This is a genomic window from Micromonospora terminaliae (genome assembly GCF_009671205.1).
Lineage (GTDB): Bacteria > Actinomycetota > Actinomycetes > Mycobacteriales > Micromonosporaceae > Micromonospora > Micromonospora terminaliae.
In genome coordinates, this window is record NZ_CP045309.1 from 4,032,359 (window position 1) to 4,057,511 (window position 25,153).

27 protein-coding genes and 1 tRNA gene are annotated in these 25,153 nt (G+C 70.5%); 12 read left to right on the top strand and 16 right to left on the bottom strand.

Annotated elements, in window-relative coordinates; genetic code table 11:
• Nucleotides 1-19: 19 nt before the first annotated feature.
• Nucleotides 20-328 (top strand): ArsR/SmtB family transcription factor, encoded by a 309-nt coding sequence (locus GCE86_RS18285; protein WP_154228092.1) that lies wholly within the window; start codon nt 20-22, stop codon nt 326-328.
• Between the two features lie 2 nt (nt 329-330).
• Nucleotides 331-858 carry an SRPBCC family protein gene (locus GCE86_RS18290; protein ID WP_154228093.1) on the top strand — a complete coding sequence of 176 codons (528 nt, stop codon included), beginning with the start codon at nt 331-333 and terminating at the stop codon, nt 856-858.
• A 3-nt stretch (nt 859-861) separates the two neighbouring features.
• Here the strand turns inward: GCE86_RS18290 and GCE86_RS18295 are convergent, their stop codons facing one another.
• Nucleotides 862-2,067: an FAD-dependent monooxygenase gene (locus GCE86_RS18295; protein ID WP_154228094.1), complete on the bottom strand. Its 1,206-nt coding sequence runs from the start codon at nt 2,065-2,067 to the stop codon at nt 862-864.
• 71 nt (nt 2,068-2,138) lie between these two features.
• On the opposite strand from GCE86_RS18295, the gene GCE86_RS18300 reads away from it, so the two are divergent.
• On the top strand, nt 2,139-2,720 hold the full coding sequence (locus tag GCE86_RS18300; RefSeq protein ID WP_154228095.1) for a TetR/AcrR family transcriptional regulator: 582 nt from the start codon (nt 2,139-2,141) through the stop codon (nt 2,718-2,720).
• 25 nt (nt 2,721-2,745) lie between these two features.
• Here GCE86_RS18300 and GCE86_RS32400 read toward each other — a convergent pair whose 3' ends face one another.
• Genes GCE86_RS32400 through GCE86_RS18315 form a run of 3 tightly spaced genes read right to left on the bottom strand, consistent with a single transcriptional unit; the run spans nt 2,746 to nt 6,204 of the window.
• Complete coding sequence (locus GCE86_RS32400; RefSeq protein ID WP_280116430.1) at nt 2,746-3,399, bottom strand: response regulator; 654 nt, start codon at nt 3,397-3,399, stop codon at nt 2,746-2,748.
• Nucleotides 3,396-5,492 carry a histidine kinase gene (locus GCE86_RS18310; protein WP_154228096.1) on the bottom strand — a complete coding sequence of 699 codons (2,097 nt, stop codon included), beginning with the start codon at nt 5,490-5,492 and terminating at the stop codon, nt 3,396-3,398. Before GCE86_RS18310 ends, GCE86_RS32400 begins: the two co-directional genes overlap by 4 nt.
• A 25-nt stretch (nt 5,493-5,517) precedes the next feature.
• Nucleotides 5,518-6,204, bottom strand: coding sequence for a hypothetical protein (locus GCE86_RS18315; protein WP_154228097.1), 687 nt, complete (start codon nt 6,202-6,204; stop codon nt 5,518-5,520).
• Between the two features lie 225 nt (nt 6,205-6,429).
• Here GCE86_RS18315 and GCE86_RS18320 point away from each other — a divergent pair, with 225 nt between their 5' ends.
• The gene (locus GCE86_RS18320) at nt 6,430-7,587 is read left to right on the top strand and encodes an acyl-CoA dehydrogenase family protein (protein WP_154228098.1); all 1,158 of its coding nucleotides are present in this window, start codon (nt 6,430-6,432) and stop codon (nt 7,585-7,587) included.
• A 45-nt stretch (nt 7,588-7,632) separates the two neighbouring features.
• Here the strand turns inward: GCE86_RS18320 and GCE86_RS18325 are convergent, their stop codons facing one another.
• The 5 genes from GCE86_RS18325 to GCE86_RS18345 all read right to left on the bottom strand — a co-directional run bounded on the left by GCE86_RS18325 (nt 7,633) and on the right by GCE86_RS18345 (nt 10,223).
• Nucleotides 7,633-8,025: a hypothetical protein gene (locus tag GCE86_RS18325; protein WP_154228099.1), complete on the bottom strand. Its 393-nt coding sequence runs from the start codon at nt 8,023-8,025 to the stop codon at nt 7,633-7,635.
• Nucleotides 8,026-8,087: 62 nt separating this feature from the next.
• A complete protein-coding gene (locus tag GCE86_RS18330; protein ID WP_154228100.1) occupies nt 8,088-8,681 on the bottom strand; it encodes a nucleotidyltransferase family protein in 594 nt (197 codons plus the stop codon).
• Between the two features lie 31 nt (nt 8,682-8,712).
• Complete coding sequence (locus tag GCE86_RS18335; RefSeq protein ID WP_154228101.1) at nt 8,713-9,390, bottom strand: class I SAM-dependent methyltransferase; 678 nt, start codon at nt 9,388-9,390, stop codon at nt 8,713-8,715.
• A gap of 40 nt (nt 9,391-9,430) precedes the next feature.
• Nucleotides 9,431-9,874, bottom strand: coding sequence for a DUF5990 family protein (locus tag GCE86_RS18340; RefSeq protein WP_154228102.1), 444 nt, complete (start codon nt 9,872-9,874; stop codon nt 9,431-9,433).
• A 55-nt stretch (nt 9,875-9,929) separates the two neighbouring features.
• On the bottom strand, nt 9,930-10,223 hold the full coding sequence (locus GCE86_RS18345; protein WP_154228103.1) for a hypothetical protein: 294 nt from the start codon (nt 10,221-10,223) through the stop codon (nt 9,930-9,932).
• A 53-nt stretch (nt 10,224-10,276) separates the two neighbouring features.
• Between GCE86_RS18345 and GCE86_RS18350 the strand changes: the two genes are divergently transcribed.
• From GCE86_RS18350 to GCE86_RS18375, 6 genes are all read left to right on the top strand, one after another.
• Nucleotides 10,277-10,486, top strand: coding sequence for a hypothetical protein (locus GCE86_RS18350; RefSeq protein ID WP_154228104.1), 210 nt, complete (start codon nt 10,277-10,279; stop codon nt 10,484-10,486).
• Nucleotides 10,487-10,537: 51 nt separating this feature from the next.
• Complete coding sequence (locus GCE86_RS18355) at nt 10,538-10,870, top strand: hypothetical protein (protein ID WP_154228105.1); 333 nt, start codon at nt 10,538-10,540, stop codon at nt 10,868-10,870.
• 438 nt (nt 10,871-11,308) lie between these two features.
• On the top strand, nt 11,309-11,842 hold the full coding sequence (locus GCE86_RS18360) for a PadR family transcriptional regulator (RefSeq protein ID WP_154228106.1): 534 nt from the start codon (nt 11,309-11,311) through the stop codon (nt 11,840-11,842).
• A complete protein-coding gene (locus GCE86_RS18365; protein WP_154228107.1) occupies nt 11,826-12,461 on the top strand; it encodes a GyrI-like domain-containing protein in 636 nt (211 codons plus the stop codon). Before GCE86_RS18360 ends, GCE86_RS18365 begins: the two co-directional genes overlap by 17 nt.
• 52 nt (nt 12,462-12,513) lie before the next feature.
• Nucleotides 12,514-12,996, top strand: a complete 483-nt coding sequence (locus GCE86_RS18370) for a hypothetical protein (RefSeq protein ID WP_239542884.1) — start codon at nt 12,514-12,516, stop codon at nt 12,994-12,996.
• 383 nt (nt 12,997-13,379) lie between these two features.
• Nucleotides 13,380-14,219, top strand: a complete 840-nt coding sequence (locus GCE86_RS18375) for a hypothetical protein (protein ID WP_154228108.1) — start codon at nt 13,380-13,382, stop codon at nt 14,217-14,219.
• Here the strand turns inward: GCE86_RS18375 and GCE86_RS18380 are convergent.
• A complete protein-coding gene (locus tag GCE86_RS18380; protein ID WP_204342521.1) occupies nt 14,185-14,664 on the bottom strand; it encodes a DUF488 domain-containing protein in 480 nt (159 codons plus the stop codon). The genes GCE86_RS18375 and GCE86_RS18380 overlap by 35 nt on opposite strands.
• A gap of 206 nt (nt 14,665-14,870) precedes the next feature.
• Nucleotides 14,871-15,914, bottom strand: coding sequence for a protein NO VEIN domain-containing protein (locus GCE86_RS18385; RefSeq protein WP_154228109.1), 1,044 nt, complete (start codon nt 15,912-15,914; stop codon nt 14,871-14,873).
• A gap of 107 nt (nt 15,915-16,021) precedes the next feature.
• Here GCE86_RS18385 and GCE86_RS18390 point away from each other — a divergent pair, with 107 nt between their 5' ends.
• Both GCE86_RS18390 and GCE86_RS18395 read left to right on the top strand, forming a co-directional pair.
• On the top strand, nt 16,022-16,273 hold the full coding sequence (locus GCE86_RS18390) for a hypothetical protein (RefSeq protein ID WP_154228110.1): 252 nt from the start codon (nt 16,022-16,024) through the stop codon (nt 16,271-16,273).
• Nucleotides 16,274-16,741: 468 nt separating this feature from the next.
• Nucleotides 16,742-17,695, top strand: coding sequence for a hypothetical protein (locus GCE86_RS18395; protein WP_154228111.1), 954 nt, complete (start codon nt 16,742-16,744; stop codon nt 17,693-17,695).
• 163 nt (nt 17,696-17,858) lie between these two features.
• Here the strand turns inward: GCE86_RS18395 and GCE86_RS18400 are convergent, their stop codons facing one another.
• From GCE86_RS18400 to GCE86_RS18420, 5 genes are all read right to left on the bottom strand, one after another.
• Entirely contained in the window at nt 17,859-19,799 is a 1,941-nt protein-coding gene (locus tag GCE86_RS18400; protein WP_204342520.1) for an AAA family ATPase, read from the bottom strand.
• A gap of 254 nt (nt 19,800-20,053) precedes the next feature.
• Nucleotides 20,054-21,313 carry a tyrosine-type recombinase/integrase gene (locus GCE86_RS18405; protein WP_154228113.1) on the bottom strand — a complete coding sequence of 420 codons (1,260 nt, stop codon included), beginning with the start codon at nt 21,311-21,313 and terminating at the stop codon, nt 20,054-20,056.
• A 68-nt stretch (nt 21,314-21,381) separates the two neighbouring features.
• A tRNA-Ile gene (locus GCE86_RS18410) sits at nt 21,382-21,458 on the bottom strand.
• A 153-nt stretch (nt 21,459-21,611) separates the two neighbouring features.
• A complete protein-coding gene (locus GCE86_RS18415; RefSeq protein WP_154228114.1) occupies nt 21,612-22,853 on the bottom strand; it encodes an FAD-dependent oxidoreductase in 1,242 nt (413 codons plus the stop codon).
• Entirely contained in the window at nt 22,843-24,963 is a 2,121-nt protein-coding gene (locus GCE86_RS18420; protein ID WP_154228115.1) for an MMPL family transporter, read from the bottom strand. Before GCE86_RS18420 ends, GCE86_RS18415 begins: the two co-directional genes overlap by 11 nt.
• Between the last annotated feature and the right edge of the window lie 190 nt (nt 24,964-25,153).

Here is a 25,153-nt window from a genome sequence, read left to right on the forward strand (position 1 = left end):
GTAGCGGCATATTGGGGAGGTGTCCGGGGATGCCTTCACCGTGCTGGCCGAGCCCACCCGGCGCCGCATCCTCGACCGGCTGCGCCGGTCGGAGAGCAGCGTCGGCGACCTCGTGGACGCGCTCGGCATGAGTCAACCGGCCGTCTCCAAGCACCTGAAGGTGCTGCGGGAGGCGGGCCTGGTCAGCTGCCGCACCGCCGCCCAGCAGCGGATCTACCGGCTCGACGTCGGCCCGCTGCGCGCCGTGGACGACTGGCTCGACCCGTACCGGCGGATGTGGTCGGCGCACCTCGACGCCCTGGAACGCCATCTCGACAGTGAGGAGTGACCATGGACCGCGACAGCTTCCGCCCCGGCCCGCTCGCCGACGTCTCCTGGGCACCGGCCGGCGACCGGTGGGACCTGGTCCTCGTCCGGGACCTGCGGCACCCGCCGGAGAAGGTGTGGGCGGCGCTCACCGAGCCGGACCGCCTCGCCCAGTGGGCGCCGTTCCTCGCCGACCGCGATCTGGGCACGCCCGGCGCGGTCACGCTGAGCACCGTCGACGGCGAGCGGCGCTGGCCCGACGCGGCCACCGTGCGCCGGGCCGAGCCACCCACCCTGCTCGAGTACACCTGGGGCGACGGGCTGCTGCGCTGGGAGCTGACCGGGACGGAGAGCGGCACCCGGCTGACCCTGCGGCACCGCTTCGACGACCGGGCGCTGGGCGCCAGCATGGCCGCCGGCTGGCACCTCTGCCTCGACGTCGCCGGTCACCTGCTCGACGGCGACCCGGTGGGCCCGATCCGGGGCGCCGAGGCCAAGGAGTTCGGCTGGGACGAGCTGCGCGCCGCGTACGACGAGCGCCTGACGGACTGACCGTCAGCGGGCGGCGGCCGGCGTGTCCGGCAGGGTGATCGCGCCCGCCGCCCGGCGGATCGGCTCGGTGACCCGGCGGATCATCCGCTCCCGGCCGGGCAGGCGCGGCATGAGCCGCAGCATCGACGTCTGGAACCGGATCCGGGCCGCCGACGACAGCACCATCCCGGCCAGGTTGCGCTCGGCCAGCCGCTGGTTCGCCTCGACGAACGGGCGCATCCGCCGCTCGTACGCGGCGAACCCGGCCACCGGGTCCCCGCCCGCCTCGGCGAGCGCGGCGGCCAGCACGTACGCCCCGACCAGCCCGAGGCTGGTCCCCTGCCCCGAGGCCGGGGAGGGGCCGTAGCCCGCGTCACCGACGAGCCCGATCCGGCCGGTCGACCAGCGGTCCATGCGCACCTGGCTCATGGGCGCGAAGTAGAAGTCCGGCGCGTCGGCGGCCGCGGCGAGCAGTTCGGGCACCCGCCAGCCGGCTCCCTCGAACGCCCGGGCCAGCGCGGCCCGCTGGGCGGGCAGGTCCCGGTGGTCGGGCTCCTCGGCGGGCGAGGGGAAGAGGAAGAGCGCCCGCGCGTCGGGCGCCCCGGCGGTGCGGTAGACCCCGACGCTCCGGCCCGGCGCCGGGTGCATGAGCTCGACCCGCTCCTCGCCGAACTCGGCCGGGACGGCGCAGATGGCGATGTGGTGCCCGAGCGGGCGCAGGTGCGTGGCGGCCGGGCCGAACGCCAGCCGGCGTACCGTCGAGTGCAGCCCGTCGGCACCGACCACCAGGTCGAAGCGGCGGCGCCCGCCCCCGGCGAACGTCACGTCCACCCCGTCGGCGGCCGGCTCCAGCGCGGCGATCGAGTCGCCGAAAAGGTATTCCACGTCGCGGGTCGCGTCGACGAGCAGCCGGGCCAGGTCGCCGCGCAGCACCTCGACGTCGTCGCCCTCCCGGCCGCCGAAGAGCGCGGCGTCCATGGTGGCCAGTTGCGCGCCGGACGCGTCCACGAAGCGGGCCAGCCGCATGCCGGTGTCGCGCCGGCGCACCTGCTCCAGCAGGCCCATCCGGTCCAGCACGGTCAGCGCCGCGCCGCGGACGTCCACCTTGTAGCCCCCGTCGCGCAGCGCCGGGGCGCGCTCGACGACGGTCGGCCGGAAGCCCTGGCGGCGCAGCCACCAGGCGAGCGTGGGGCCGGCGACACCGGCGCCGGAGATCAGCACGTCAGTCATGCCACCGACGGTACAAGCGTGTCAGACGTTTGTGCAAGACACTTGTTCAAGGAATCCGTTAGGCTGCCGGCATGGGAAATCGGGAGGACCTCCTCGCCGGGGCCCGGCGCTGCCTCATGGAGAAGGGCTACGCGGCCACCACGGCCCGGGACGTGGCCGGCGCGGCCGGCACCAGCCTGGCCGCCATCGGCTACCACTTCCGCACCACGAAGGCGCTGCTCAACGAGGCGCTCGTGGAGGCCCTGGCCGAATGGGGCGAGGAGCTCCAACGCGCCCTCGCCGAGGACGCCGGCCCGGACGCCACGCCCGAGCAGCGCTTCGAGGCGGCGTGGGAGCGGATCATCGAGTCGTTCGCCCGGCTACGGCCGCTGTGGGCCGTGCAGTTCGAGCTGATCGCCCAGCTCGACCGGGCGCCCGAGCTGCGGGAGGCGTTCGCCGGGGCCACCCGCGAGGCCCGGCTCGGGCTGGCCCAGGTGTTCCACCGGCTCGACCCGGCCCTCGACGAGCCGGACGCGCTCGCGCTCGGCGCCTTCCACCAGGCGCTCATCGGCGGCGTCGCGGCCCAGTGGCTGGTCGACCCGGCGGCGGCGCCGTCGGCGCGGGACCTGACCCGCGCGCTGCGGGCCCTCGCCGCCGAGTTCCGTCAGGGCTGACCGAGGCCCGCCTCCCGGACCCCTGTCAGGGCTGACCGAGGCCCGCCTCCCGGGCCCGGACGATGGCCTGGGCGCGGTCGGCCACCTGGAGCTTGGTCAGCACGTTCGACAGGTGGTTGCGGACGGTCTTCGGGCTCAGCGTGAGCCGCCGCGCGATGACCACGTTGCTCAGCCCCTGGGCCACCAGGTCGAGCACCTCGCGCTCCCGCTCGGTCAGCTCCGGGAAGGGGGCCGCCCCGGCGCCGCGCGCCCCGGACAGGTAGCTCACCGCCCGGCTGGCGATGACCGGGCCGAGCAGCACCTCGCCGTTGGCCACCGCCCGGACCGCCCGCTCCACCTCGGCCGGGGCGGCGCCCTTGAGCAGGTAGCCCCGGGCCCCGGCGCGCAGCGCCGCGAAGACCCAGTCGTCGTCGTCCAGCATGGTCACCACCAGCACACCGACCCCCGGGTGCCGGGCCACGATCTCCCGGGTCGCCGCGACCCCGGACCGGCCGCCCAGGTGCAGGTCCATGATGATCACGTCGGGCCGGTGCTGGTCGGCGACCCGCAGCGCGGCGTCCGCGTCGGCGGCCTCGCCGACCACCTCCAGCCCCGGCGTCGAGGCCAGCAACGCGCTCATGCCGAGCCGGAACACCGGGTGGTCGTCGACCACGGCGACCCGGATCGTCTCCCCGCTCACGGCGCCACCGCGAGCGGTTGCCCGGCCGCGCCCGCCGCGGCGTCCCCGGACAGCCGCGCCACCGGCACCCGGACGCTGACCGTCGTGCCGCCCTCCGGCCCCGGCGCGACCACGCAGACCCCGCCGATACCCTCGGCCCGCTCCCGCATCGAGCGCATCCCGATCCCGGCCGGCGTGCCCGGCACGATGCCGCTGCCGCCGTCCTCGACCCGGAGGGTCAGCCCCTCGTCGTCCCGGTGCACGGTCACCCGGCAGTCCGTCGCACCCGCGTGCCGGTGCGCGTTGCGGACCGCCTCGGACACGATGCCGTAGATCGCGGTGGCCACCGGCTCGGGCAGCGGCAACGGCTCGGCCGCCACCCGCACGGCCAGGCCGGAACCCGCGTACCGCTGGGCCAGCTCGTGCAGCGCCGGGACGAGGCCGCGCTCGCCCAGCACCGGCGGGAGCAGCCCGCGGGCCAGGTCCCGGACGTGCTCCACCCGCTGGTCGGTCTCGTCGCGCAACCGGTCCAGCAACCGGCCGGCCGCCTCGGGATCCACGGTGAGCAGGTTACGGGCCGCCTGCAGGCCCAGCGCCACCCCGGCCAGCGCCGGACCCAGCCCGTCGTGCAGGTCGCGGCGCAGCTTGCGCCGCTCCTCCTCGCGCGCCTCCGCCAACCGGGAACGGGAGGCCGCCAGCGCCCGGCCGGTGGCGGCCAGGCTCGCGGCCGAGGCGACCACCGGCACCAGGTCCAGCAGCGCCGCCCGCGTCCGCCCGTCCAGCCGCTCCCCCGCCCGGGCCCAGGCGACCAGCCGGCCGATCTCGGTGCCGCCCCGGCGCAACGGCAGCACGAGCGGCGCGCCGACCGGACCGCCGGAGGACCCGTGCGCCGCGTACGGCTCGGGGCCGTCCACCTCGATGGCGCAGGCGCCCAGCCGGAGCAGGTCGGTCACACTGCTCGCCACCCCGTCCAGCACGTCCGCCGGGTCGGCCGAGGCGCTGATCCGGCGGCCCACGCCCCGGACCACGCCGAGCGGCTCCACCGCCTCGCCGTGGATGAGCCGGTCCACGCCGCGCTGCACCCGGGACCGGGCCGGTTGCGTGCCGGCCGCGACCAGCGCGGTGACCAGCACCCCGGGCACGGCCGGCGACGACGGCAGCAGCCCGTCGAGCAGGCTCACCCCGATCACGTACGCGGCGACCAGCAGGAAGGTGAGCAGGAACCAGACCAGGGTGCGGCGCACGGCGATCTCGATCCCCCACAGCCGCTGCCGGAGCACCACGGCCAGCACGGCGGCCGGGAAGAACGCCTGCGAGGCGAGCATCGCGGTCGGGGCCAGCCAGTCCGGGACCGCACGGGCCCAGGCGGCGGGGAACCCGAGCGGGGCGAAGCTCACGGCGAGCAGCAGCGTGCCGACGGCCAGCCAGCCCAGCCCGACCCGCTCCCCCGGCGGCCCGGTACGCCACCGCCGCAGCACCCCGGCGGCGGCCACCAGCCCGAGCAGCGGCACCACTCGGAACAGCCACGGCTCCCCGGCCACCACGAACTCCGCCCAGCCCGGCGCGGTGACCGGGAACGGCGCGCCGGAGGGGTGTCCCGGGCGCCCCGGCCAGGTCAGGTGGAACACCGCGATCCCGCCGGTGGCCAGGGCGCCCGCCGCCACGGCGGCCCGGGCCGGTACGGGCGCCCGCCCCTCCCGCACCAGCCACGGCACCACCGTGATGAGCGACAGCATCCCGGGCACCCACGCCCAGTCCCGGGCCGAGGTGAGCAGCACCGGCGCGGGCAGGCCGGGCCGGACGGCCAGCAGGTCCACGTACTGCGCGCTCAGCGCGGACAGCCCACCGCCCAGCCCGGTCGCCGCGAGCAGCCAGGCCACCGGGTGGCCACGGCGCAGCAGCACCAGCCAGGCGACGATGCCGTAGACCGCGCAGTCGGTGAAGTCGACCAGGAAGTAGAGCTGGGACAGGCCCCACGGCCGGCGGGCGGCCACCCAGCACACCGCCGTACCGACGAGCAGCAGCGCGCAGCCGGCGGCGACCAGCCGGGCGGCGACCGGGCGGCGGCGGTCACCGCCGGCGCGGGACGGCACGGGCGTCGGCTCGGCGGGCATGGCCCTGATCCTGGCAGTCACCGGGTCAGTTGCCGAGACCCCGCCGCTCCAGCGCGAATGTCAAGCCGGCGACAGTCGCCCAGAGCGCCGCCGGGGCCAGCGCCAGGTACTGCAGCGGCACCGCCTGCGTGACCACCACCAGCAGCGTCATCACGAGGCTGAACACCGCCAGCCACCGGCTCACCGACCGGCGGCGCAGCCCGGCCACCGCCACCGCGCCGGCGCTCAGCCCGGCACCGGCCCACACCCACGGCAAGGTGCTGTAGAGGGCGGCGAGCGCGGCGACGGTGTCGGCGTCGGTCTCGGCCAGGTGCCGCAGGTCCCAGTACAGCTCGGTGGACACCCCGCCGCCGACGAGCAGCAGCGCCGCGGTGAGCAGCAGGCCGGCCGCCGCCACGTCGGGCAGCAGGCCGCCGGCCGGCTCGCGGGCGGCCAGCCGCCGCCGCAGCCCGGCCGCGAAGACCGCCAGACAGCCGGCGGCCAGCACGGCCAGGACCTGGAAGACCCAGAGGTACGCCTCGCGGCCGTCCATGGCGGCCACGTAGCGGGCGTTGTCCGCGAGGAGCGCGGTGTCCACCTCGGTCAGCGCCGGGCTGAACTGGAACAGGGCGATGCCGGTGAGGCCGGCGACGGCTCCGGCGACCGCCCAGCCCCGGCGGGGGCGGTCGGTGGCGGCCGGCACCGCGGTGCCGTCGAGCAGGGCGCTGGTCATGGTTCCTCCTTGGGGTACGCGGGCGCGGCGGAGCGCCGCTCGGTGCAGCGTCACCGTCCCGGCGTCCCGGGCACATGGGCCGGGGTGTCCCGACCACCCGGGCGGTTCCGCCGGCGTACCCGGGTCACGCCGGTGTCCCGGCCGGCCGGTGCCGGTGTCCCTGGCGGCCGGGACACCGGGCCGCCCACCGTGGAGCGGCCACACCGATGCCGAGGGAGGCCACCGATGGCGCACGACCTGCTGACCGCCGTACGCGAGCTCACGCCCGAGCTGACGGCGCGGGCCGCCGAGATCGAGCAGGCCCGGGAGCTGCCCGCCGACCTGCTCGACCGGCTCCGCGCCGCGGGCTGCTTCCGGATGTTCGTGCCGCGCAGCCACGGCGGGTACGAGCTGGACCTGCGCACCGGCATGGCGGTGCTGGAGACCCTGGCCCGGGCCGATGGTTCGACCGGCTGGACGGTGATGATCGGTGCCGAGACGCCGCACCTGCTGGCCCTGCTGTCGCGGGAGCGGTTCGACAAGCTCTACGCGGCCGGCCCGGACGTCGTGGTGGCTGGTGGCTTCGCCCCGCAGGGCCGGGCCGAGCTGGCCGACGGCGGCTTCCAGGTCAGCGGGCGCTGGGCGTTCGCCAGCGGATCCCGGCACGCCGACTGGATCTTCGGCAACTGCCTCGTCACCGCCGACGGGCAGCCGCTGCAGGGCGCGGACGGCGGCCCCCCGGAGACCCGCTCGATGCTGTTCCCGGCCGAGCGGGTGACGGTGGTGGACACCTGGCATGTGCTGGGCCTGCGCGGCACCGGCAGCCACGACGTGGTGGTCGACTCGGACTTCTGCCCGGCGGAGGCGAGCTTCGACCTGTTCACCGGCGCGCCGTGCCTGCCCGGGCCCGGGTTCGTGGCGCCCCTGGCGCAGTTCGTCCTGCACCTCGGCGCCGTGGCGGTCGGCATCGCGCAGGGCGCCCTGGACGACATGACCGCGCTGCTCACCGGCGACCGGCAGCGGCTCTACGCACGGCAGCCCCTCGCCGACTCCCCTTCCTTCCGGATCCACCTGGGCCGGGCCGACCTGAACGTACGCGCCGCCCGGACCCTCCTCGCCGACCTCGCCGACGAGCTCTGGGCGGCCTGCGCCCGCGACCCGGAGCGCATCCCGGCCCTGCAACCGACCATCTCCGCGGCGCTGCCCTGGGTCACCGAACAGGCGATCGACGCCGTGGCCACCTGCTACCGGGCGGCCGGCGGCGGCGCGGCCCGCGACTCGTCCCCGCTCCAGCGCCGGTTCCGGGACATCCACACGTTCGCGCAGCACGCGGCCGCCGCCGAGGGCTGGCTGGGCAACAACGGCGCCCAGCTACTGGGCCGGCCGGTGACCCTGGCGTACTGACATCTGTCGTGGTCTTCGAGGGCGCCCCGGCCCGGCCGCTTCCGGTCACCGTGTCGCCCGGCGCCGGCGTAGCCAGCCGGTGCCGCCACTGACCACCGTCGCGCCGATGGCGGTGCCGATGGCGACCAGCGCCGCCCCCACGGCCCAGAGCCCGGTGTCGTCCGTGGACGCCGCCCGCGCCGCCCAGGCCGCCGTGAAGGTCACCGTCAGCACCGGCGCCACCAGCCACGGACTCCAGAACCAGCCGCCCACGGCGGCGATCACGATCAGGGTGAGCACGGCGGCGGCGACCTGCCAGACCGCGTACGGGCCGCTGGTCGCGCCGGTCTCCGGGTCGACGGTGTAGCCCGACTCCCAGCCCAGCCAGGCCCACCAGGCCCCGACCGTCGCCGCTGCCAGGAGGAGACCGCCGAGCAGGGTATGCGCCGTCTTCGTCACGGCCCGATCCTGCCGGGTCGCGGAGCCGGACGGATGAGCATCCGTACTCGGGTGGTGGTTCGCTACGGCGGCACGACCCGCACCCCGGGCCATCGCCTGCCCGGCTCGTGACGCGCGAGGCGTGCGCGGGACTGCTCGACCGTGACCCGCCGGGGGTTGCGCCGCCACACCCCGTCGAGCAGGTCGTCCAGCCCGACCGGGGCACAGACGTGCAGCGTCCCGGCGGCATCGAGACGCACCGCCACGGAGGTCGCGGTCTCCGGCCAGGTGGCCACCGCCTCGGCCACGGAACGGAGCGCGCCGACCGGGCCGGTGCCGAACACGCTCTCGTACCAGGTGTGCACGGCGGCCTGATTGGTCGCCTCCCACGGGACCGCCGGTTCGTGACGGCGCAGCAGGTCGGTCGCCGCGAGGTCAGCGCTCCGCCCGAGATCGTGGAGATCGAAGAACGCGACGTCGACGTCCCGCACGGCCCGCGGGTCGAAGCCGTCGCCGTACCGCCTGCCCCAGACCAGATCCCGGAGGACGCCCGCGCCCACCCAGGCGTCCGGCAGACCCGCGTCCCGCACGACCGTCAGCACCCCGAGAAGCCATGGACACGCCGCGATCAGCTCGGCCAGCTCGGCCGGCCGGGGCCCGCTCGGCTCGGTGTTCATGACATGGTCCTCCCGGGAACGGCCTCGCGGATCACGGACGGGGCCGGCGCCAGATCGCTTCCCACTGGGTCCACTGCCCCGGCGCGGGTGGTGTCCGCTCGGTGCGATGAGCCCTGATCGGCAGCACCGCCGGCCACCCGTCGAACAGCTGCTGGAGTTCGTCCCCGCTGAAGAAGTGGATGTCGAGCCCGTTCTTCGCGCCGGCGGTGTAGCTGACGCTGAACCCTCCGTCGGCACCGCGCTCGGTGACCTCGTGAGCCGGCCACACGTCGGTGCCGGCCGCATTGACGCGGACGCACAGCAGGCCCCCGGGCTCGACTCGCCGCTGCGCGGCACGGATGTGCCGGTGCGCCTGGTCCCGGTTGCCGTGCTGGAACACCTGGATCCCGATCACGAGCGGCCAGGTCCGGCCGACCGGCAGGGACTCCAGGTCGCCGTGGCGGAGCCGGTCCGCCCGGTCGGGCCGGCGCCGGGCGAGCTGACGGACCGCCTCGGCGGAGACGTCCAGGCCCATGACGTCCAGGCCGCCGTCGACCAGAGGCAGGAGATTACGGCCGTTGCCGCAGCCGACGTACAGGCCGGAGTCGATGCCCTCCCGGGCGGCGGCCGCGAGGATGTCGTCGACGAACGCCACGGGCGGCTCGCCGGCGTACCGGCCCCGCCGGTATTCCTCGTTCCATGCGTCAGAAGCAGTCGGCAGCACACCCATCACGCCAGGCTGGCAGACGACCGGCGTCTGCGCGACCCGCTCACTCCATCGTCCACTTGATCTGCGGCGGCCGGACCCGGGCACACAGCGGCCCGCCGTCCGCGCCGGTCAACCCGAGCCGGCCGACCAGCACACCGGCGCCGTCGTGTCCCGTGCGGAGCAGCCCGGTGGGGATGTCACCGAACATCAGCTTGGCCCGCCGGAACATCTCGAACCGGCCGTCCGTCACCGCGCCCCAGCTCAGATAGAGGAACCGCGCGCCGGGCCGCCCGTGCACCCACGGCCCGCCGACGTCGAGCAGCCCGTCCACCTCGCGGGTGGTGACCTCGACCTGCCAGGCCGCTTCCCGCGCGTCCGCAGGGATCCGGTCGACCACCTCGGCCCTGCGCTGCATGCCCACGTGCACGTTGCGCAGCCGCAGCAGGTCGGCCTCGGCGCCGCCGCGCCGCCCCGGCAGGTCGCTGCCCTCGATCCGGATCAGCATCCCCCGACTCTAGGGCCGGCACCGACGCTTCCGCCCTCCGTGTGGTGGCCGTCCTCTAGCCGGCCCGGTCCTCGTGCGGGACGGACACGAAGCCGTCACTCCACTCGTCCCGGTCCAGGGTGTGGTGGGCGATGAAGAAGCAGTCGGGCTCGTCGCGGAAGCCCGGCAACGTCCGGGCCCGCGCGATGCGGTCCCGCGCTCGCCCCTCCGACGAGTACGCCCCCAGGAGCTTGAGATCGTCGCCGTCCTCCTCGTCCCAGACCAGCTCGCCGGCCTCGTCGCGATGCGTCGTCGGCCGCCCGTCGCGCCAGCGGGCATGGCGGACGTGCCAGAGCAGGAAGACCTCCATGCGGCGGACGCTACCGACCGGCGAGCTGGCACGCGGGCCGTAGCGTCGATGGCATGAGGGCGATGGTGGTGACTCTCGTGGTGTTCGTGGCGCTGCTCATCGCGGTGATCGGCTACGTGAGCTGGCGAGACCGGAACCGGCGCTCGTCCCTCGAGGACTCGATGGCGGTACGCAACGACAGGGCCGATCAGGCCCGGCACGAGGCGGAGCGTCACTTCGCGCAGGGTGAGGCGGCGAGACACCGCACTCCGGACGGCACCTGACGGAACCGGTGCGAGCAGGGCCGGCACCCGCCGCTGACGTACGCTGCGCAGGTGACCACGGGCCGGACGGTCGCCGCCGTCTCCGTCGGAGTGATCGTCGCCGTGCTCGCCGGCTGCGGAGCTGTGGTCATCGGCTGCGCCGGCTTCTGGGTCGTCTCCGGTCCGGTGAACTACCGCGGCTGCGGCACCGAGCGCCCCGCCGGCATCACGGCGGCCGAGGTCTCGGGCTCCTACGTGACGGAGGACGGCGGGCGGCTGGAGTTGCGTCCGGGCGGCACCCTCACCGCCAGCGGTCTGGACAACTCCGGCGATGTCGAGTCGCGCCCGTCGTTGTCCGGTCCGGGGACGTGGTCACTTCAACCCGTCGGACAACAAGTTTGGTGACCTCGACGTGTCCTTAACGTCCCCGCCCGGGTACAGCGGTGGCTACAGCACCCACCTCGACATCTCCGGCAGCCGCAGCGATCCCTGGCTGTACTGGTACGTCGGAGATCCCGACAGCTGCGTCCTCTACCGATTCAACCGGTTCTGACCACTACGCCCGCAGCAGCATCCGTAGCAACGAAGGCTGCGCGTCGCCGCCACGGTGGCTGACCGGAGGGTGCCTGCTGCGGCGGGCGGGGGGCGGGTCGCGGTGTCCGATATTCAGTCCCGGGATCGCTCCGGGGACCTACCCGTGCCCGCCCCCCATTGCCGCGCTGTCCCCCGTGAGGGTGCTCTGACCGGCCAACTGCGGCGCACCGTAACAGCCGGCTGCGACATCGCGTTTCGGTCCCTCATCGACGGGCAGCGACGCCTTTATCCTATCGCTAGAATGCTGGCGTGGAGTTGACCGCGAACGAGCTCACCGTGCTGGGCCTGGTCATCGAGCGCCCGCAGCACGGCTACGACCTGGAGCAGGTGATCGAGCAGCGCGGCATTCGCCAGTGGACCGACATCGGGTTCTCCTCGATCTACTACCTGCTCGCCAAGCTGGAGACGCGCGGCCTGCTCCACGTCCCGCACGCTCCCGCCGCCGCGAAGTCCCGCCGCGTCTTCCACGCCACCGCCAGAGGCCGCGAGGTTGCGGCGCGCACCACGCTGACCCTGATCGCTGAGGCACGGCCGGTCCCGCACCCGCTGCTGGTCGGCCTGGCCAACCTGCCACTGCTCTCGCCACGGGAGTACGCGCAGGCGCTGCGCAGCCGGTTGGCGCAGGTCGAAGCCCGCCTCGCAGCGGTCGAGGCAGCGCAGCAGTCACCGGTTCCCCTCCCGCTGGCGGCGCGTGAGGTGTTCTCGTACTCGCTGAGCCTGCTGCACGCAGAGCGGCAGTGGCTCACCACCCGAGCCGAGGTACTCGATGACGAACAAGATTGACTTCAAGAAGACCTTCGACACCTACCGGGCGGTACGAGGCCGGTTCCGGATCGTCGACGTGCCCGACATGCAGTACCTCATGATCGATGGCCGCGGCGATCCCAACACGTCGCCCGCCTTCACCACGGCGGTCGAAGCGCTCTATCCGGTGGCGTACAAGCTGAAGTTCGCCAGCAAGGCGGACCTGGGGCGCGACTACGTCGTTCCGCCCCTGGAAGGTCTGTGGTGGGCCGAGGACATGGATTCCTTCACGGCGGCGCGGGACAAGTCGCGGTGGAACTGGACCCTGCTGCTCATGGTCCCGGACTGGACCGACCAGGCCATGTTCACCACCGCCGTCGCCCAGGCCGGGGCGAAGAACCGGTCAGCGGGTCTCGATGACGTCCGCCTGGAGACCCTGTCCGAGGGGCGGTGCGTGCAGACACTGCACGTCGGCTCCTTCGACGACGAGGCCGGCGTCCTCGCGCAGATGCATCACGAGTTCATCCCCGGACAGGGACTCCGGATGGTCGGCCGTCACCACGAGATCTATCTCAGCGACTTCCGCAGGGTCGCCCCCGACAAGCAGCGCACCATTCTCCGGCAGCCCGTCACCACCGCCGCCGCGGTCGCCGGGTAGTCAGGCGCTGCGTGTGCAACGGGACTGGCAGCCTGGACCTACCATCCTGCGCATGAACGCGTCGCGGGTCCGCCTGCTCAGCTGCCTCGTCATGCCGCTGCTGGCGGCCTGCGGCACCGACTCCTCCGGCGTGGTGACGGCGGCACCGGTGAGTTACCGCTGCTGCGAGGCGCAGGACATCGAAAGGCCGTACCAGCCTGGCCAGACCCTGACTGTGCACTGGACGGTCGAGTCCCCGGACGGGCCGGGCGGAGGCCACCCGCAGGTCGAGTTGACCGCGCGCCTGACGGGTCCGTTCGCCACCGTGAGCGACCTCAAGGCCGCGACAGAAGCCAACCCGAACGCGCCGGGGCCGGTCACCTTCGCGGCTGCACCGGTCCGGCCATCGGGCCTGCCCGACGAACGTCCCGTCAGTTCCGTCGTGATCGGTCCCGACGCCAGGCCGGGTTACTACAACCTGGTCACCTCCGTGGTCGATGGCGGCAACACGGCGAGCGGCGGCGGCAGCATCGTCCGGGTGGTGCCCCGGCCCTGAGCGTCCTGGCTCGCCTCACACTTCAGGCGAACGGGCTGGACCAGCTCTGCCCATGCCTCAGACAGGCGCCCAGGGCGTCGGCTCGGATCTCGACGCCGTCCCCCGGCACCATGCCTTGACCAGGATGTTTCCGTGGTGGGGCGGGCGGGGTTCGAACCCGCGACCGAGGGATTATGAGTGGCCCTCGCGACGGAGACTGCGGCCACTAGCTGCAACTACAGCCACAGTCGAGGCGACTCCATAGCACTACAACCACTTGAACCGCTCTCGCTTCGCACCACAAGCGGCACCACGCGGTCTATGCCGATCAGTCGATCCCGTGAGAACCTGAACGCCTGATGTGATCGCACGACTACCTGCGGCTACCCTCGCTGGAGGCGCGCATGGCGCAGATGTCGCTCTTCGGTTCAAGCGAAGCCGGTCCTGGCCCGAAGCCGGCTGACGACCGCACCGTTCGGCTACAGCTCCTGATCACGGTGAAAGCTGCACCGAACCCCTCAGAGAAGTACGGCGAGACCGTCTGCGTAGCGGGGCTGCGGACGGACGTTTTGAGACCGACGTGGGTGCGCCTCTACCCGATCAACTTCCGGCATCTCGATAGCGACGAGGCGTTCAAGAAGTACGACATCATCTCTGTCGATGCCAAACCGGCGCGGCAGGATCAGCGGCGCGAGAGCTGGAAGCCGATCATGGACAGGATCCAGAAGGAGCGCCATCTCGACGGTTGGAGGTCGCGACAGCCATTGCTTGACCCGGCTGTCGAAGACTCGATGTGTCGCCTCAACCGCGACGCTCAGGAGCGCGCTGACGCGCAGTCGCTGGCACTCGTGCGTCCCAAGGAGGTTCGCGGTCTCAAGGTCACGCCGCACCCTGGCTGGACGGCTGACGAGCAGCGCAAGATCGAAGCTTACGCGAGTCAGCCGGACCTCTTCAGCGGACGTAGTAGGTCCCCGCTTCAGGCGCCCCGCTTCAAGGCGGCGTACCACTACCGCTGCCACGAACGCGGGTGCAACGGACACAAGCAGCACGTCATTGACTGGGAGCTGGTAGCGCTACAACGCCGGCTCGTCGGCTACTCGGATGCTGCACTACAGGAAGCGCTTGAGGCCAAGTTCCTGGGAGAGATGTGCGCGGCAAACCGTGAGGTCGCCTTCTACGTTGGCAACCAGGCCAAGCGCGTTCACGTCTTCAGCGTGCTGGGCGTGTACTGGCCGAAGCGATAGGCATTCGGTCTTCGAGTGCGCGCATCACGACCTGGCGGTGACACCGGCTCTCATCCGCCTCGAAACAGAGCAGCGCCACCAGCTCGCGTTGCGCCGTCTGGGCGAGCACGTCGAGCGCGGCCAAAGATTCAGGGTGGTGCAGCCGAGAGGCGTAAACCGCCCGCGCGGATCGCAACTCCTCAGGGTTGCCACCGAACCCAGGGCGGTTTTCCTTTGGGTTACCAAGCTCCCGCCGGTGCTCGTAAGCGATGCCATGCGCTGCGAGTGCCCCACAGAGGGCCGACTTGCTGAAGCCACGCTTGCGAGAGATCGGAGTCATCCGGACATCGACTAGGCGCGCGACGCCCATGTCTGCGAGACCGGTCACGAACTCATCAATGGAGCGGCCCTCGTAGCCGACACCCAGGATACCGGCCCGGTGACTCACAGCTAAGGTGACGCTCATCGGGACACCCTTTCATGACTCGCCTGCCAAGACCATCGAGACGGCCAAGAAATGTGCCGCCCTGCACAGCTCCGAACGGAAACGACCGGGGAAGGCAACCGGAACGATCGGATGGAGCTGGCTGTGAGGTGCGTGCCGCTACAGGGCGCTCCGCAGCGTCAATGCAGCCGCATCCAGGTCGACGGCGGACCACCGAGTCTGATGGGCTAGTGGCTGTAGCGCCGAGCACCCGACTTAGGGAGCCGATACCGGTAGCGCGTCGGCTTCAAGGATGCCTGAGCTGGCACCCACGACTCCCACACTCGGACCCGACCACCGGACGTCTCAACGGCGCCGTCCGGCAACCGCCGCCAGTCGATGTGGTCTACGACAATGAGATGGGTGTCAGTCGCAGAGGCATGCTCAACCTCATTGAACGTGAGCTCCACGGCGTCAGCATCGCCGGACGACCCCTTGACCTCGATGTGAAGCTCACGCTGCTCAGTCACAGCGAGCACGTCGTAGGACTTCGTGCTGCCCACATCTTTCACGTCGTAGCCGCGGCTGCTGTAGTGCCGCAGTGCCCAGTCGACGGCGTGGCGTTCGATTGCCAATCGAACCACCTCGTCACGTAGGTATCCCGCACCCCGTCGCTTCCGAGCCGCGACCGCGAGCTCGGATGATGCTGGGCGTTGCCTCGGGATTCGACCCTGGTCTACCTGAGGCACCTGCTTCAGCTCCGGAACCGCTGAGATGACGGCCGCAGGCAACTTCACCAAGTAGCCCTGCGCCGCTCGCACGGGACGCTTGTCAGAGAAGGCGAACGGAAAGTAGAGGCTTCCCGGGTGGCGTATCTCTAGCTGCTCCTTGATCCTCCGAAGCTTGCCTTCGGCCTTTCGGAAGGCATCCTGAGTAACAGGGCGCGCCAGGGCCGTGTAGCCAGTGAGGGCGTAGCGCCATGAGGGCTCGGGCCCCGCAAGCGGGCGGGTTCGACCGTAGGTGCCCTGAGACGCCCAAAGGATCTCGTCTTCCTCCGGCCCCTCGGCAGCCGTCGAGTAACCGACGATCCCCGGGGCGCCGAGAAGTGACTTATGCCAGTGAAGGACTACGTCTCCCGGCTGCACTGCGGTGACCAGAGCGTAAGACCAGTACTCGCGCCCGGCGTCGTCAACTTGTGGGGCATGAAGGTCGGCACCGAGATCGGTGCGGTCGGTGATTTCCATCCAGTAGCGCTCGGCCGGATCACTGTGCCACCACTCATTGATCGCCACGGGACATGTCTACCGGACCGGCCGCGCAGACGTCGTCCCCGACCGCGACTGTCCCCGTCATCGCCTAGCAGTGACAGTGGGCGTGCGCTCGGTTTACGGTCGCATACATGACCGAAGAGACGCTCATCGCACTGCTCAACTACGACTGGTTGGTCCGCAACCGCGGACTCGACGCCGTAGCGCTGGATTGGGACTCAAACACCCTGGTCCACGGCGACGGCGGGACAACGATGGAGACCCTGTGCGACCCCGGCTTCACCCCTGCAACTAGCGGCGACTGGGCGCAGCGGTCGGCAGATGCCGCCCAAGAGTCGACACCCTGGGCGGCGCCAGGGGGACCGAGCGGTTACAGCGCTTAGGCGAAGGGGCAGGCGCGGCATTTCAACAAGCGCGTGCGACCGCGAGTGCCGTCTAGCCAAAATCTCGGTGTGCCGGCGCTTGCGGTGGCATAGGCCAATTCGGCTCAGGGGCTCCTAGTGGGCGGATCTACGCGAGCCGGTAGCGGTGGTCGGCGCTCGTTGTAGGAGGGGCTGAACCATCTCCGTCCAGGGCATGAAGGCCGGATGCCTTGGCGTCCTCGGCGTATCCGACGTCGTGAAGCCACGCTGCGGCTACGAGGGTCCCGCCGTCCTGAGGCTCGCACAGTCCCGCAGCAGCCTTGGCCTTAGCCGCTACGGACTGAACGCGGGCCCACCGCCGAGGCAGCGCGACAGCGAGGGCATCACGAGCCAGGCGCTCCGCATCGGTCACTAGGTCCACGTGGTCAGGGTACCGACCGCGAGATCGCGGGTCGCTCTACTGCAGGCGCACAACCTATCCTGGCCAAGGTGAGCACACTCTCCTCCGCGCAGCTACTCAAGTCGTCCCAAGAGTGGGGGCGCCGGGCGTTCGTTTCCTACTTGACGAACGACCGCTCAGCTCTGCTCATTGACGCCGCAGTGTCACTCGAACATCTTTCCAAGGCATACCTCTATGGCCAACACCCAGCGCTACTGATTGACCTCGGCAAGAAGGACTTCGATTCCCTTCTACACCTATGCAGTCTATCCAAGCATGCGCGACGACCACGCATGGCCACAATCAGCGGAACGGAAGCCTTTAATAGGGTCCAAATACTGCTACCTAACATGAAAACCTCGGCAGCATCGATCAAGACCCTAATCGAAGTGCGGGATGGAACGATACATGCCGGCCAACTTCCGCCGGGCGATATCACCTCAACTTTTGCTTCCTTCGTCAGAGCGAGCGCCGAGATATGCGAGGCGCTAGGCATAGATCTTGAAGATCATTGGGCTGAGCACAAAGCACTTGCCGACTCATTGGCTTCGGATTCGATCACCAAAATCGAACAGAGAGTCTCGGAGCTGATAGCCGCGGCTAAGCTCCGCTTCAAGGCCCTGACCGATAGCATTCCCCAGGGCGAACAGGCAGGAATCTTCGAAGCGATGAGGGCAGCAATTGAAGGCGCTCTGCTTGGCGACGAGGTGGAAGAGTCACCCTGCCCTAGCTGTTCGCAGGCCGCATATTGCTCCGGCAAGTACGAGGTTGACTATGACGTCGATGTTGACGTTGATGACGGGATCGCTGTCGCCTACCCGGCAAACACCCTGTTGTTCTACCCCGCCATGTTGACGTGCGGCGTGTGCAAGCTTTTCTTGAAGGACAGGGATGAACTGAAGGCGGCCGGCGTCAACCAGACGTGGGAGATTGACGACCCGGAACTGCTCGGCGAATACATGGACAGAGACCAAGGCCTGATGCCTTCACCGACCGAGGTGTAATCAGCGAATGCATCGAATCGAACGGCGTCTTGGGCGGGGCCAGGACTGAATGTACAAGCGTGAACAGCAGGTCATTGCAATGACCTGCTGTTCACCTTGCGCCAAATGCTGCTCGCCTGGCCAGTTCAGCGCCCGAGCCCTGATGCTCGAGTGTCAGTGAGCTCTAGGAAAGTGTGGAATTCAGGAGACTGAAGAGCCTCTCGAATCGGGCAACCGTGTCGCTCTTGACCTCAGCGAAGAACTCCTCCCGCCGTTGAGTCAACATATGTGCCGGCAGAGCATGATCGAACTTGCCTCGCGCAATCTCGATGCGGCGAAGGATTGGCTCCTTGGTCTGGGGCAAGTCATCGGTCTTGATTCGAGCATCAAAAGCCCAGTTGTAAAGCCTAAGATAGTCTTCAGCTTCGAACAAATCTTCGATGTCCGCGTTGGCCGGAAGATCTTGGCTTGCCTGAGCGCACGTCACAATTGCGCTTTCTGCGACACCATTGCTGCGGGCCGCCGCTTTCACACGCTCCACCTTGCTGCTCGTCCTAGCCCCATCGATGAGCGCAGACACCTTCAGCCGGCGCCCCAGGAGGGCAACGAACGCTGGCATATTGTCGGCTCCCCCAACTGGAATCATGGCAAGGCGTGGATCGAGGCCAGCCTTGCCCTGAAGTTCGAGGTGCTCAGTAAACCGCTGGAGATAGACGAAGTCACTGCTACCTTCAAGCGCGAGATGATGCCCCGCGCCCAAGAATAGGTGCTGGCTGATGGAGTAACCGAGTGCCGACTCTACCGGCAGCACAGTTTCCCGATCAGCCGACAAGTCGATCCGGCCGATCTTCACACCCTGGTTGGGATCCCTGCGGGTCGCACGGTCATGTACCGCTCTGAGCTTCTCGTAGCGACCCGGGTCAACCATGAATTGAGAATGGGTGGTATACAGCGTCTGCTTCGACGCCCCCAGTTCCTCGAAGACGAACCGCACAAAGTCCTTCTGAGCATCGCCATGCAGGCTCGTGCCCGGCTCGTCGAGCAGGACGATGATGGGCTCCTCTGACGATTGGTACTCGCTGAAAGCAGCAAAAAAGGAGAAGAACCATTGGAAGCCTGTCGACCTGGTCGAGAAATTCGTCTCAACGCCGCCGTGCCGACCGTCACGAATTTCAATTTTCAAAAATCTGTGCGTGGTTTGACCGCCGTTCGGATGGTTCCTAACGGCAACGTTGTCAGTGTCGAACACCACTTCCAGGTCGGGATTCTGTTTCCAGTATTCAAACACACGACTGCTTAATTCGGCACTCGCGGCCTGAAGCTCCGCCTTTCGACTGTCATAGTCCGCATCCATGAAGTCCGCCGGCTCCTCGCCGGCATGCGCCAACAGCGCTACAACAGTCCTCTCGGCCTCTGTGAGCTCCTCCTTATCCTCAACCTTCGCAGCGAGTTCCGTGAGATTTGCCTCACCCGGCAAGATATTGTATGACGAAAAATAGAAGAACTTGGGCAGCCGGGCAGCCAGAGCATTGGCAGCCTCTTGACCAATCACCGTGATGCCCCGCAGATAGTCCAGAGACCCGATCGCCGTGGCGAACGCAGTGAGAGCTTTGGCTCGCAACGGCGATTCTTCTTTAACTTCCTTAGAAAGTTCTTTCGCGCGAGACTTGATCTTAGAAATCGAAGTGCCTTCGAGGAGTTCGGGAAGATCCTCCTCTGCGACCGAACTCTCGTTGGCTGCCGCGCGTACCAACTTGTCGAGATCGCACCTCAACCAAATCACGAGCCCGTTTGCATAGGTGCGGGCAGCGAAGCAAACGGTACCCTCAGGCGGAGCCGCTGGGAGAAGGTCGGAAATCTCGGTGAGATCTGCCTCTTCTAGCTCAAACTCTGCGACGATCGGACGAAGCTCACTCAAGTCTTCCTGGCGTCGATCACGCGCTAGCCGCCAGCGCGGATACTCCGTGGTAACGTCGAACTGGCGCCCGACTCCGTTGGCAGGGTTCAGGCGATGCATCGCCTTCAAGACCGTCGTTTTCCCGGCCTCATTCTTGCCCACGAGCCCGGTCACGTCGTCTTCGATCTCGATGCGTTGGGCATCAACGATGTTCTTGAACTTCTGCACGGTTACTGCCCGCAGTCTCAACCTACGCCCCCTCAAGCACATCCGGATCACGACCGCCTATAGCCCGGCTAAATCCTGAACCTTTGCCCGCTCCTACTGATCTATACGCTGGTCGGGCTGACTGTACGCCGGCAGGAGTCCCAGCACGACCCCGCGACATCGCTGCTCGCTAACAGAATCCAGCCGATTCGCGCCCTTCCCCGGGCACCATAGCGTTGTGGACCGACAGTCCCTGTCCATCAGGCTTTCCGACGTCAGCGCGGTCGGCTTGGCATGCGGGCCGCAAGGGTAGTTGCAGCCCGTTGGTCCGACTCGGACAGCCAGGCGGCGTACACCCGCAGGGTGGTTGCGCCTCCCCCGCCGTGGCCGAGTCGGCCAGCAACGGTCCGAACGTCGACACCTGCTGCGATTAGCTCCGTGGCCGAGTGGTGCCGAAGGGCGTGAAGGTTCGTTGCGATGCCGAGTCGCGCCGCCATCCGGCTAAATCGCTGGGTGGCCGTGTCCGGCGTCAACGGCGTATCGCCGTCAGGATCCGGCGAGAATACGTAGCCGTCACCCCGCAGCGACAACGCGAGGGCCGACGCGCGATCCTCGGAGCGCGCAAGCTGGTCGCGCAGGACCTCTACCGTCTCCGCGTCCAGGGCCACGCGCCGCTGCTGGTGCGTCTTGGTGTCCTTTTCCCGCAGTTTCCCCGCGTCGTCCACGTAGAGAGCGCTCCGCAACGTCAGCACGGCGGCGTCTAGGTCGACGGCGGACCACCGCAGAGCGCAAAGCTCACTCCGTCGCGCCCCCGTCGTCATGGCCAGCCACACGAACGCACCCCAGTCAGGCTCCTTCCACGCCTGAGTGACCAGTAGGGCCGCTTCCGGCGCCGTTGGCGGGTGCGGGTTGGGCTGAGGCATCCCGGGCTTCTCCGCCTGATCGGCCGGGTTGACGGCGATCCAGCGCCACCGAACGGCGCGGTTCAGCGCGCCGGACAGGATCCAGTGGATCTGCCGGATCGATGCTGGGGCGAGCGGCTTGCACTCGTGCGGCCGGCACTTGTCGGTGCAGTCATGCGGCCCCGCCTTCCGGTGCTCGATGGCCTTTCGGGCGCCTCCACAGTGATCCCGGCACTTCCGCAGCACGGCGTAGAAGGATTCCAGCGTCTCAGCGTCCAGCCGGCCCACCGGCAGCTTGCCGAGCAACGGCCGTACGTGCTTGTTCAGCTTCTTGACGTACCCCTGCCGGGTCGACGTCTCCACGTCGAGCACTTCAAGCCACCGGTCAAGCAGCTGGTCGACGGTGGCACGGGTGCGCGGGTTGCGCCGGTCGTCCACCTGGGCGAGGAACCGCGTACGCGCCTTCTCGGCTTCCTTGCGGGCGGTCGGGCCGGCCGGGATGGTCTCGGTCAGGTAGTGGCGCTTCTTCGTGATGGGGTCGATGCCCGCGTAGACCTTCACCCTGAGTGAGCCGCTCGGCAGTTCCTCGATCTCGCCTCGTTGGCGCTTCGCGCGCCCGTTCGCCGTCGCCATGGGGCCGACCGTAGCGCGCTCGCGCCACGAGTAGCACCACGGGAAGATCCGGGATCTAGCATTTGCGCTGGTGGGGCGGGCGGGGTTCGAACCCGCGACCGAGGGATTATGAGTCCCCTGCTCTAACCCGCTGAGCTACCGCCCCGCTACCGCGCCGGATCGTAACCCGCTCAACGGATCACCGGCCATCACCCGACGGGCCAGCATCAAGATCCGACCGGCACGATGGGCAACGCGAGGATAACAGCGCGCAGCGGACCCAACGGCCGCGCAGGCAGAGGCCGGATGGGTGCGGCGCTCAGCCGTCGCCCCGCAGCTCCGCGAGCACCGCACCAGCCGCCCGCCACCCGCTGGCGAGAGCCCCCTGGATGGACGGGCTGTCCCGGTGGTCGCCCGCCACGAAGAGCCCGTCGCCGAGCGTGACCGGCTTGCGCAGCCGGCCCTGTGGCGGCGGCGCGGCGGGAAGCGCGTCCGGGACCGACACGGTGGCGAGGTGTGTCCAGTCGGCGGTGGGGCGCCCGTAGAGGCGGTCCAGCTCGCGGCGGATCAGCGGCTCGGGCGGGGCCTGCGGGCCGACCACCGAGGTGGCCACGAGGTGCTTCCCGGCCGGCGCGTAGGTGGGTGCCGCGTTGCTGAGCACCACCGTGTTGGCGACCAGTTCCCGCCGATCCCCGTCGAGCAGCAGGATCGGCTCGGCCAGCGGCGGGGTGTCGGTGCTGTGGTAGTAGGTCGTGTAGCTGTGCATGCGTACCCGCTGGAGCCGGGGCAGCAGCGTGGCCGCCGCGGGCGGGTCGGCGGCGACCACGACGGCGCGGCAGGCGATCTCGCCGGCCGGGGTGCGGACCCGGCCGGGCGCGATCTCGGTGACCGGGGTGTCCAGGTCGATCAGTTCGGCGGGCAGCGGGGCGGCGACGGCCGCGGGCAGCGCGGCCATCCCGCGGGCGGGCAGCCCGATCCGGCCGCGGGCGAACGCGCGCAGGATGACGGCCAGCACGTGGCTGGAGGTGGCCAGCTCGCGGTCGAGCAGCACCCCGGAGAGGAACGGCCGGAGCACTTCCTCGACGAACGCCGGGGAGAGCCCGGCGCGGCGCAGCGCCTCCTCGGCGGTGGTCTCGGGCGCGTTGAGCAGCCGGCCCACCGGCAGGGTGGCGCAGCCGCCGGCGAGCGCGGCGAAGCGCAGCCGGTCGACCAGCGAGCCGACGCCGGCGGCCAGCGTGCCGGGCGCACCGGCGGGGTCGCGCAGCGGGTTGACCAGGCGTTCCAGCCGGCCGCCGCGGCGGACCAGCACCCCGGCCGTGAACCAGCCGAGGTCGAGGGCGCGGAGGTCGACCAGGCCGCCGAGCCTCGGGTACGCCGTGTTGAGCACCTGGAAGCCCCGGTCCAGCAGGTAGCCGTCGACCTCGTCGGTGGCGACCCGGCCACCGAGCCGGTCGGCGGCCTCGATCAGCCGCCAGGGCACGCCGGCCCGGTGCAGCCGGCGGGCGGCGGCGAGGCCGGCCAGGCCGCCACCGACGACGACCACGTCGGTGTCAGCGGGCATGCTCCACCTCCGCCCCGGCCCGGTCGCCGTTCCGGTTGTTCCGCGACAGCCCGCCGGGCCACCAGATTTTCGGCCCGATGTCGTACGCGAGCGCGGGCACCAGCAGCGAGCGGACCACGATGGTGTCGAGCAGCACCCCGGCGGCGACGGCCACGCCCAGCTCGACGAGCACCACGAGCGGCAGCACGGCGAGCGCGGAGAAGGTGGCGGCGAGCACGATGCCGGCGGAGGTGATCACGCCGCCGGTGACGGCCAGGCCGGTGAGGACCCCGGCCCGGGTGCCGCGCCGCACCGACTCCTCGCGGACCCGGCTCATCAGGAAGATGTTGTAGTCGATGCCGAGCGCCACCAGGAAGACGAACGCGAACAGCGGGAACGACTGGTCGACCCCGGGGAAGTCGAGGATGTGCCGGAAGATCAGGGCGCAGAGGCCGAGCGTCGCCAGGAACGACAGCACCACGGTGGCGATGAGCAGCACCGGCGCGAGCAGCGCCCGCAGCAGCACCGCCAGGATGACGGCGATGACCAGCAGCACCACCGGGATGATGACGTTGCGATCCCGGGTGGAGGCGTCGGCGGTGTCCACGTTGATGGCCGTGAAGCCGCCGACCACGGCGTCCGCGCCGGGCACCCGGTGCACCGCCACGCGCAGCTCGCGGATGGTCCGCTCGGCGCCGTTGCTGTCCGGGGGGTCGGCGAGGGTGGCCTGCAACTGCACCCGCCCGTCGACCACCTCGGGCGACCCGGTCCCTCCCGGACGGCTGAACGGCCGGACCGAGGACACCCCCGGCACGCCCTGCGCCACCCGGGCGACCTGCTCGGCGGTGCCCTGGCTCGTGAAGATGGTGGCCGGGCTGCCGGTGCCGGCCGGGTAGTGGCGGGCGATCACATCCTGCCCGGCCACCGAGTCGGTGCTCTTCGTGAACAGGTCGGACTGGCCGAGGGTGGTGGCGCCGAGCTGGGTCACCCCGAGGGCGAGCGCGGCCAGGACCACCGCGGTGACGATCCAGACGGTACGGGCGCGGCGCGCCACGAAGCCCGCGATCCGCCCCCAGATGCCGTGCTCGGTGCGCGGGTCGGCCTGGTCGAACCGGGGTCGCCGCGGCCAGAACGCCCAGCGTCCGCCGAGGAGCAGCAGGGCGGGGAGGAAGGTCAGCATCACGAGCAGGGTGGCGGCGATGCCGACGGCGCTCACCGGGCCGAGCGCGCGGTTGGAGTTGAGGCTGGACAGCAACAGGCAGAGCAGGCTCACGATGACGGTGGCGCCGGACGCGATGATCGCCGGGGCGGCGCCCCGCCAGGCCGCGCGCATGGCGTCCCAGGGCCGCTCGTGCCGGTGCAGTTCCTCCCGGTAGCGGGCGATGAGCAGCAGCGCGTAGTCGGTGCCGGCGCCGAAGACGAGGACGGTGAGGATGCCCTGGGCCTGGCCGTTGAGCTTGATGACGTCGTTCTTCGCGAGGACGTAGACGAAGAGCGAGGCCAGCGAGTACGACATCCCGGCGGCGAGCAGCGGGAAGACCCAGAGCACCGGGCTGCGGTAGACGATCAGCAGGATGACGAGCACCACGACGAGGGTGACCAGCAGCAGCGGCCCGTCGATGGCGGTGAACACCTCGATCAGGTCGGCGAGGAGGCCGGCGGGGCCGGCCACGTCCACGGTCAGGCCGTCCCGGTCGCTGCCGGTGATCTCCCGCAGCCGGTCGACCACCGCGCCGATCTGTTCGCCCTCGGCGGCGTCGATCGGGACGACCACCTGCACGGCCTGCCGGTCCTGGCTGACGATCGGCGGCGGCAGGGGGCCGACGACGCCCGGCAACTCGGCGAAGCGGGCCGCGTCGGCTTGGACCCGCTGCTGGTCGGCGGGGGTGATGCCGGAGGTGCGCTCATAGACGACGAGCGCCGGGGTGGTCTCCCGGTCCACGAAGCCGGCGGCGAGGTCCTGCGCACGGGTGGCCTCGGCGTCGGCGGGCAGGAAGGCGGCGTTGTCGTTGGTGGCGACGTCGCCGAGCTTTCCCGAGTAGGGCCCGGCGAGGCCGCCGACCACCAGCCAGCCCAGCACCACGACGACCGCGATCAGCGTCGCGGTCCAGCGGCTCCGCCCTCCGGCCATCGCCCCACCCTCGAAATCGACGCGGAAATCGACGCAGCGCGAGTCTAGGCCGACATCGCCCATCCTGCCGGGCGAACCAGCACCGCCGGGCGGAAACCTCGCGTACGGAGGCGCTGATCATGAGGTTGGCGGCACTGGAAAGGGGCGTTCCGCGCCGCTAACCTCATGATCAGCGGGGCGCGAGGGGCGT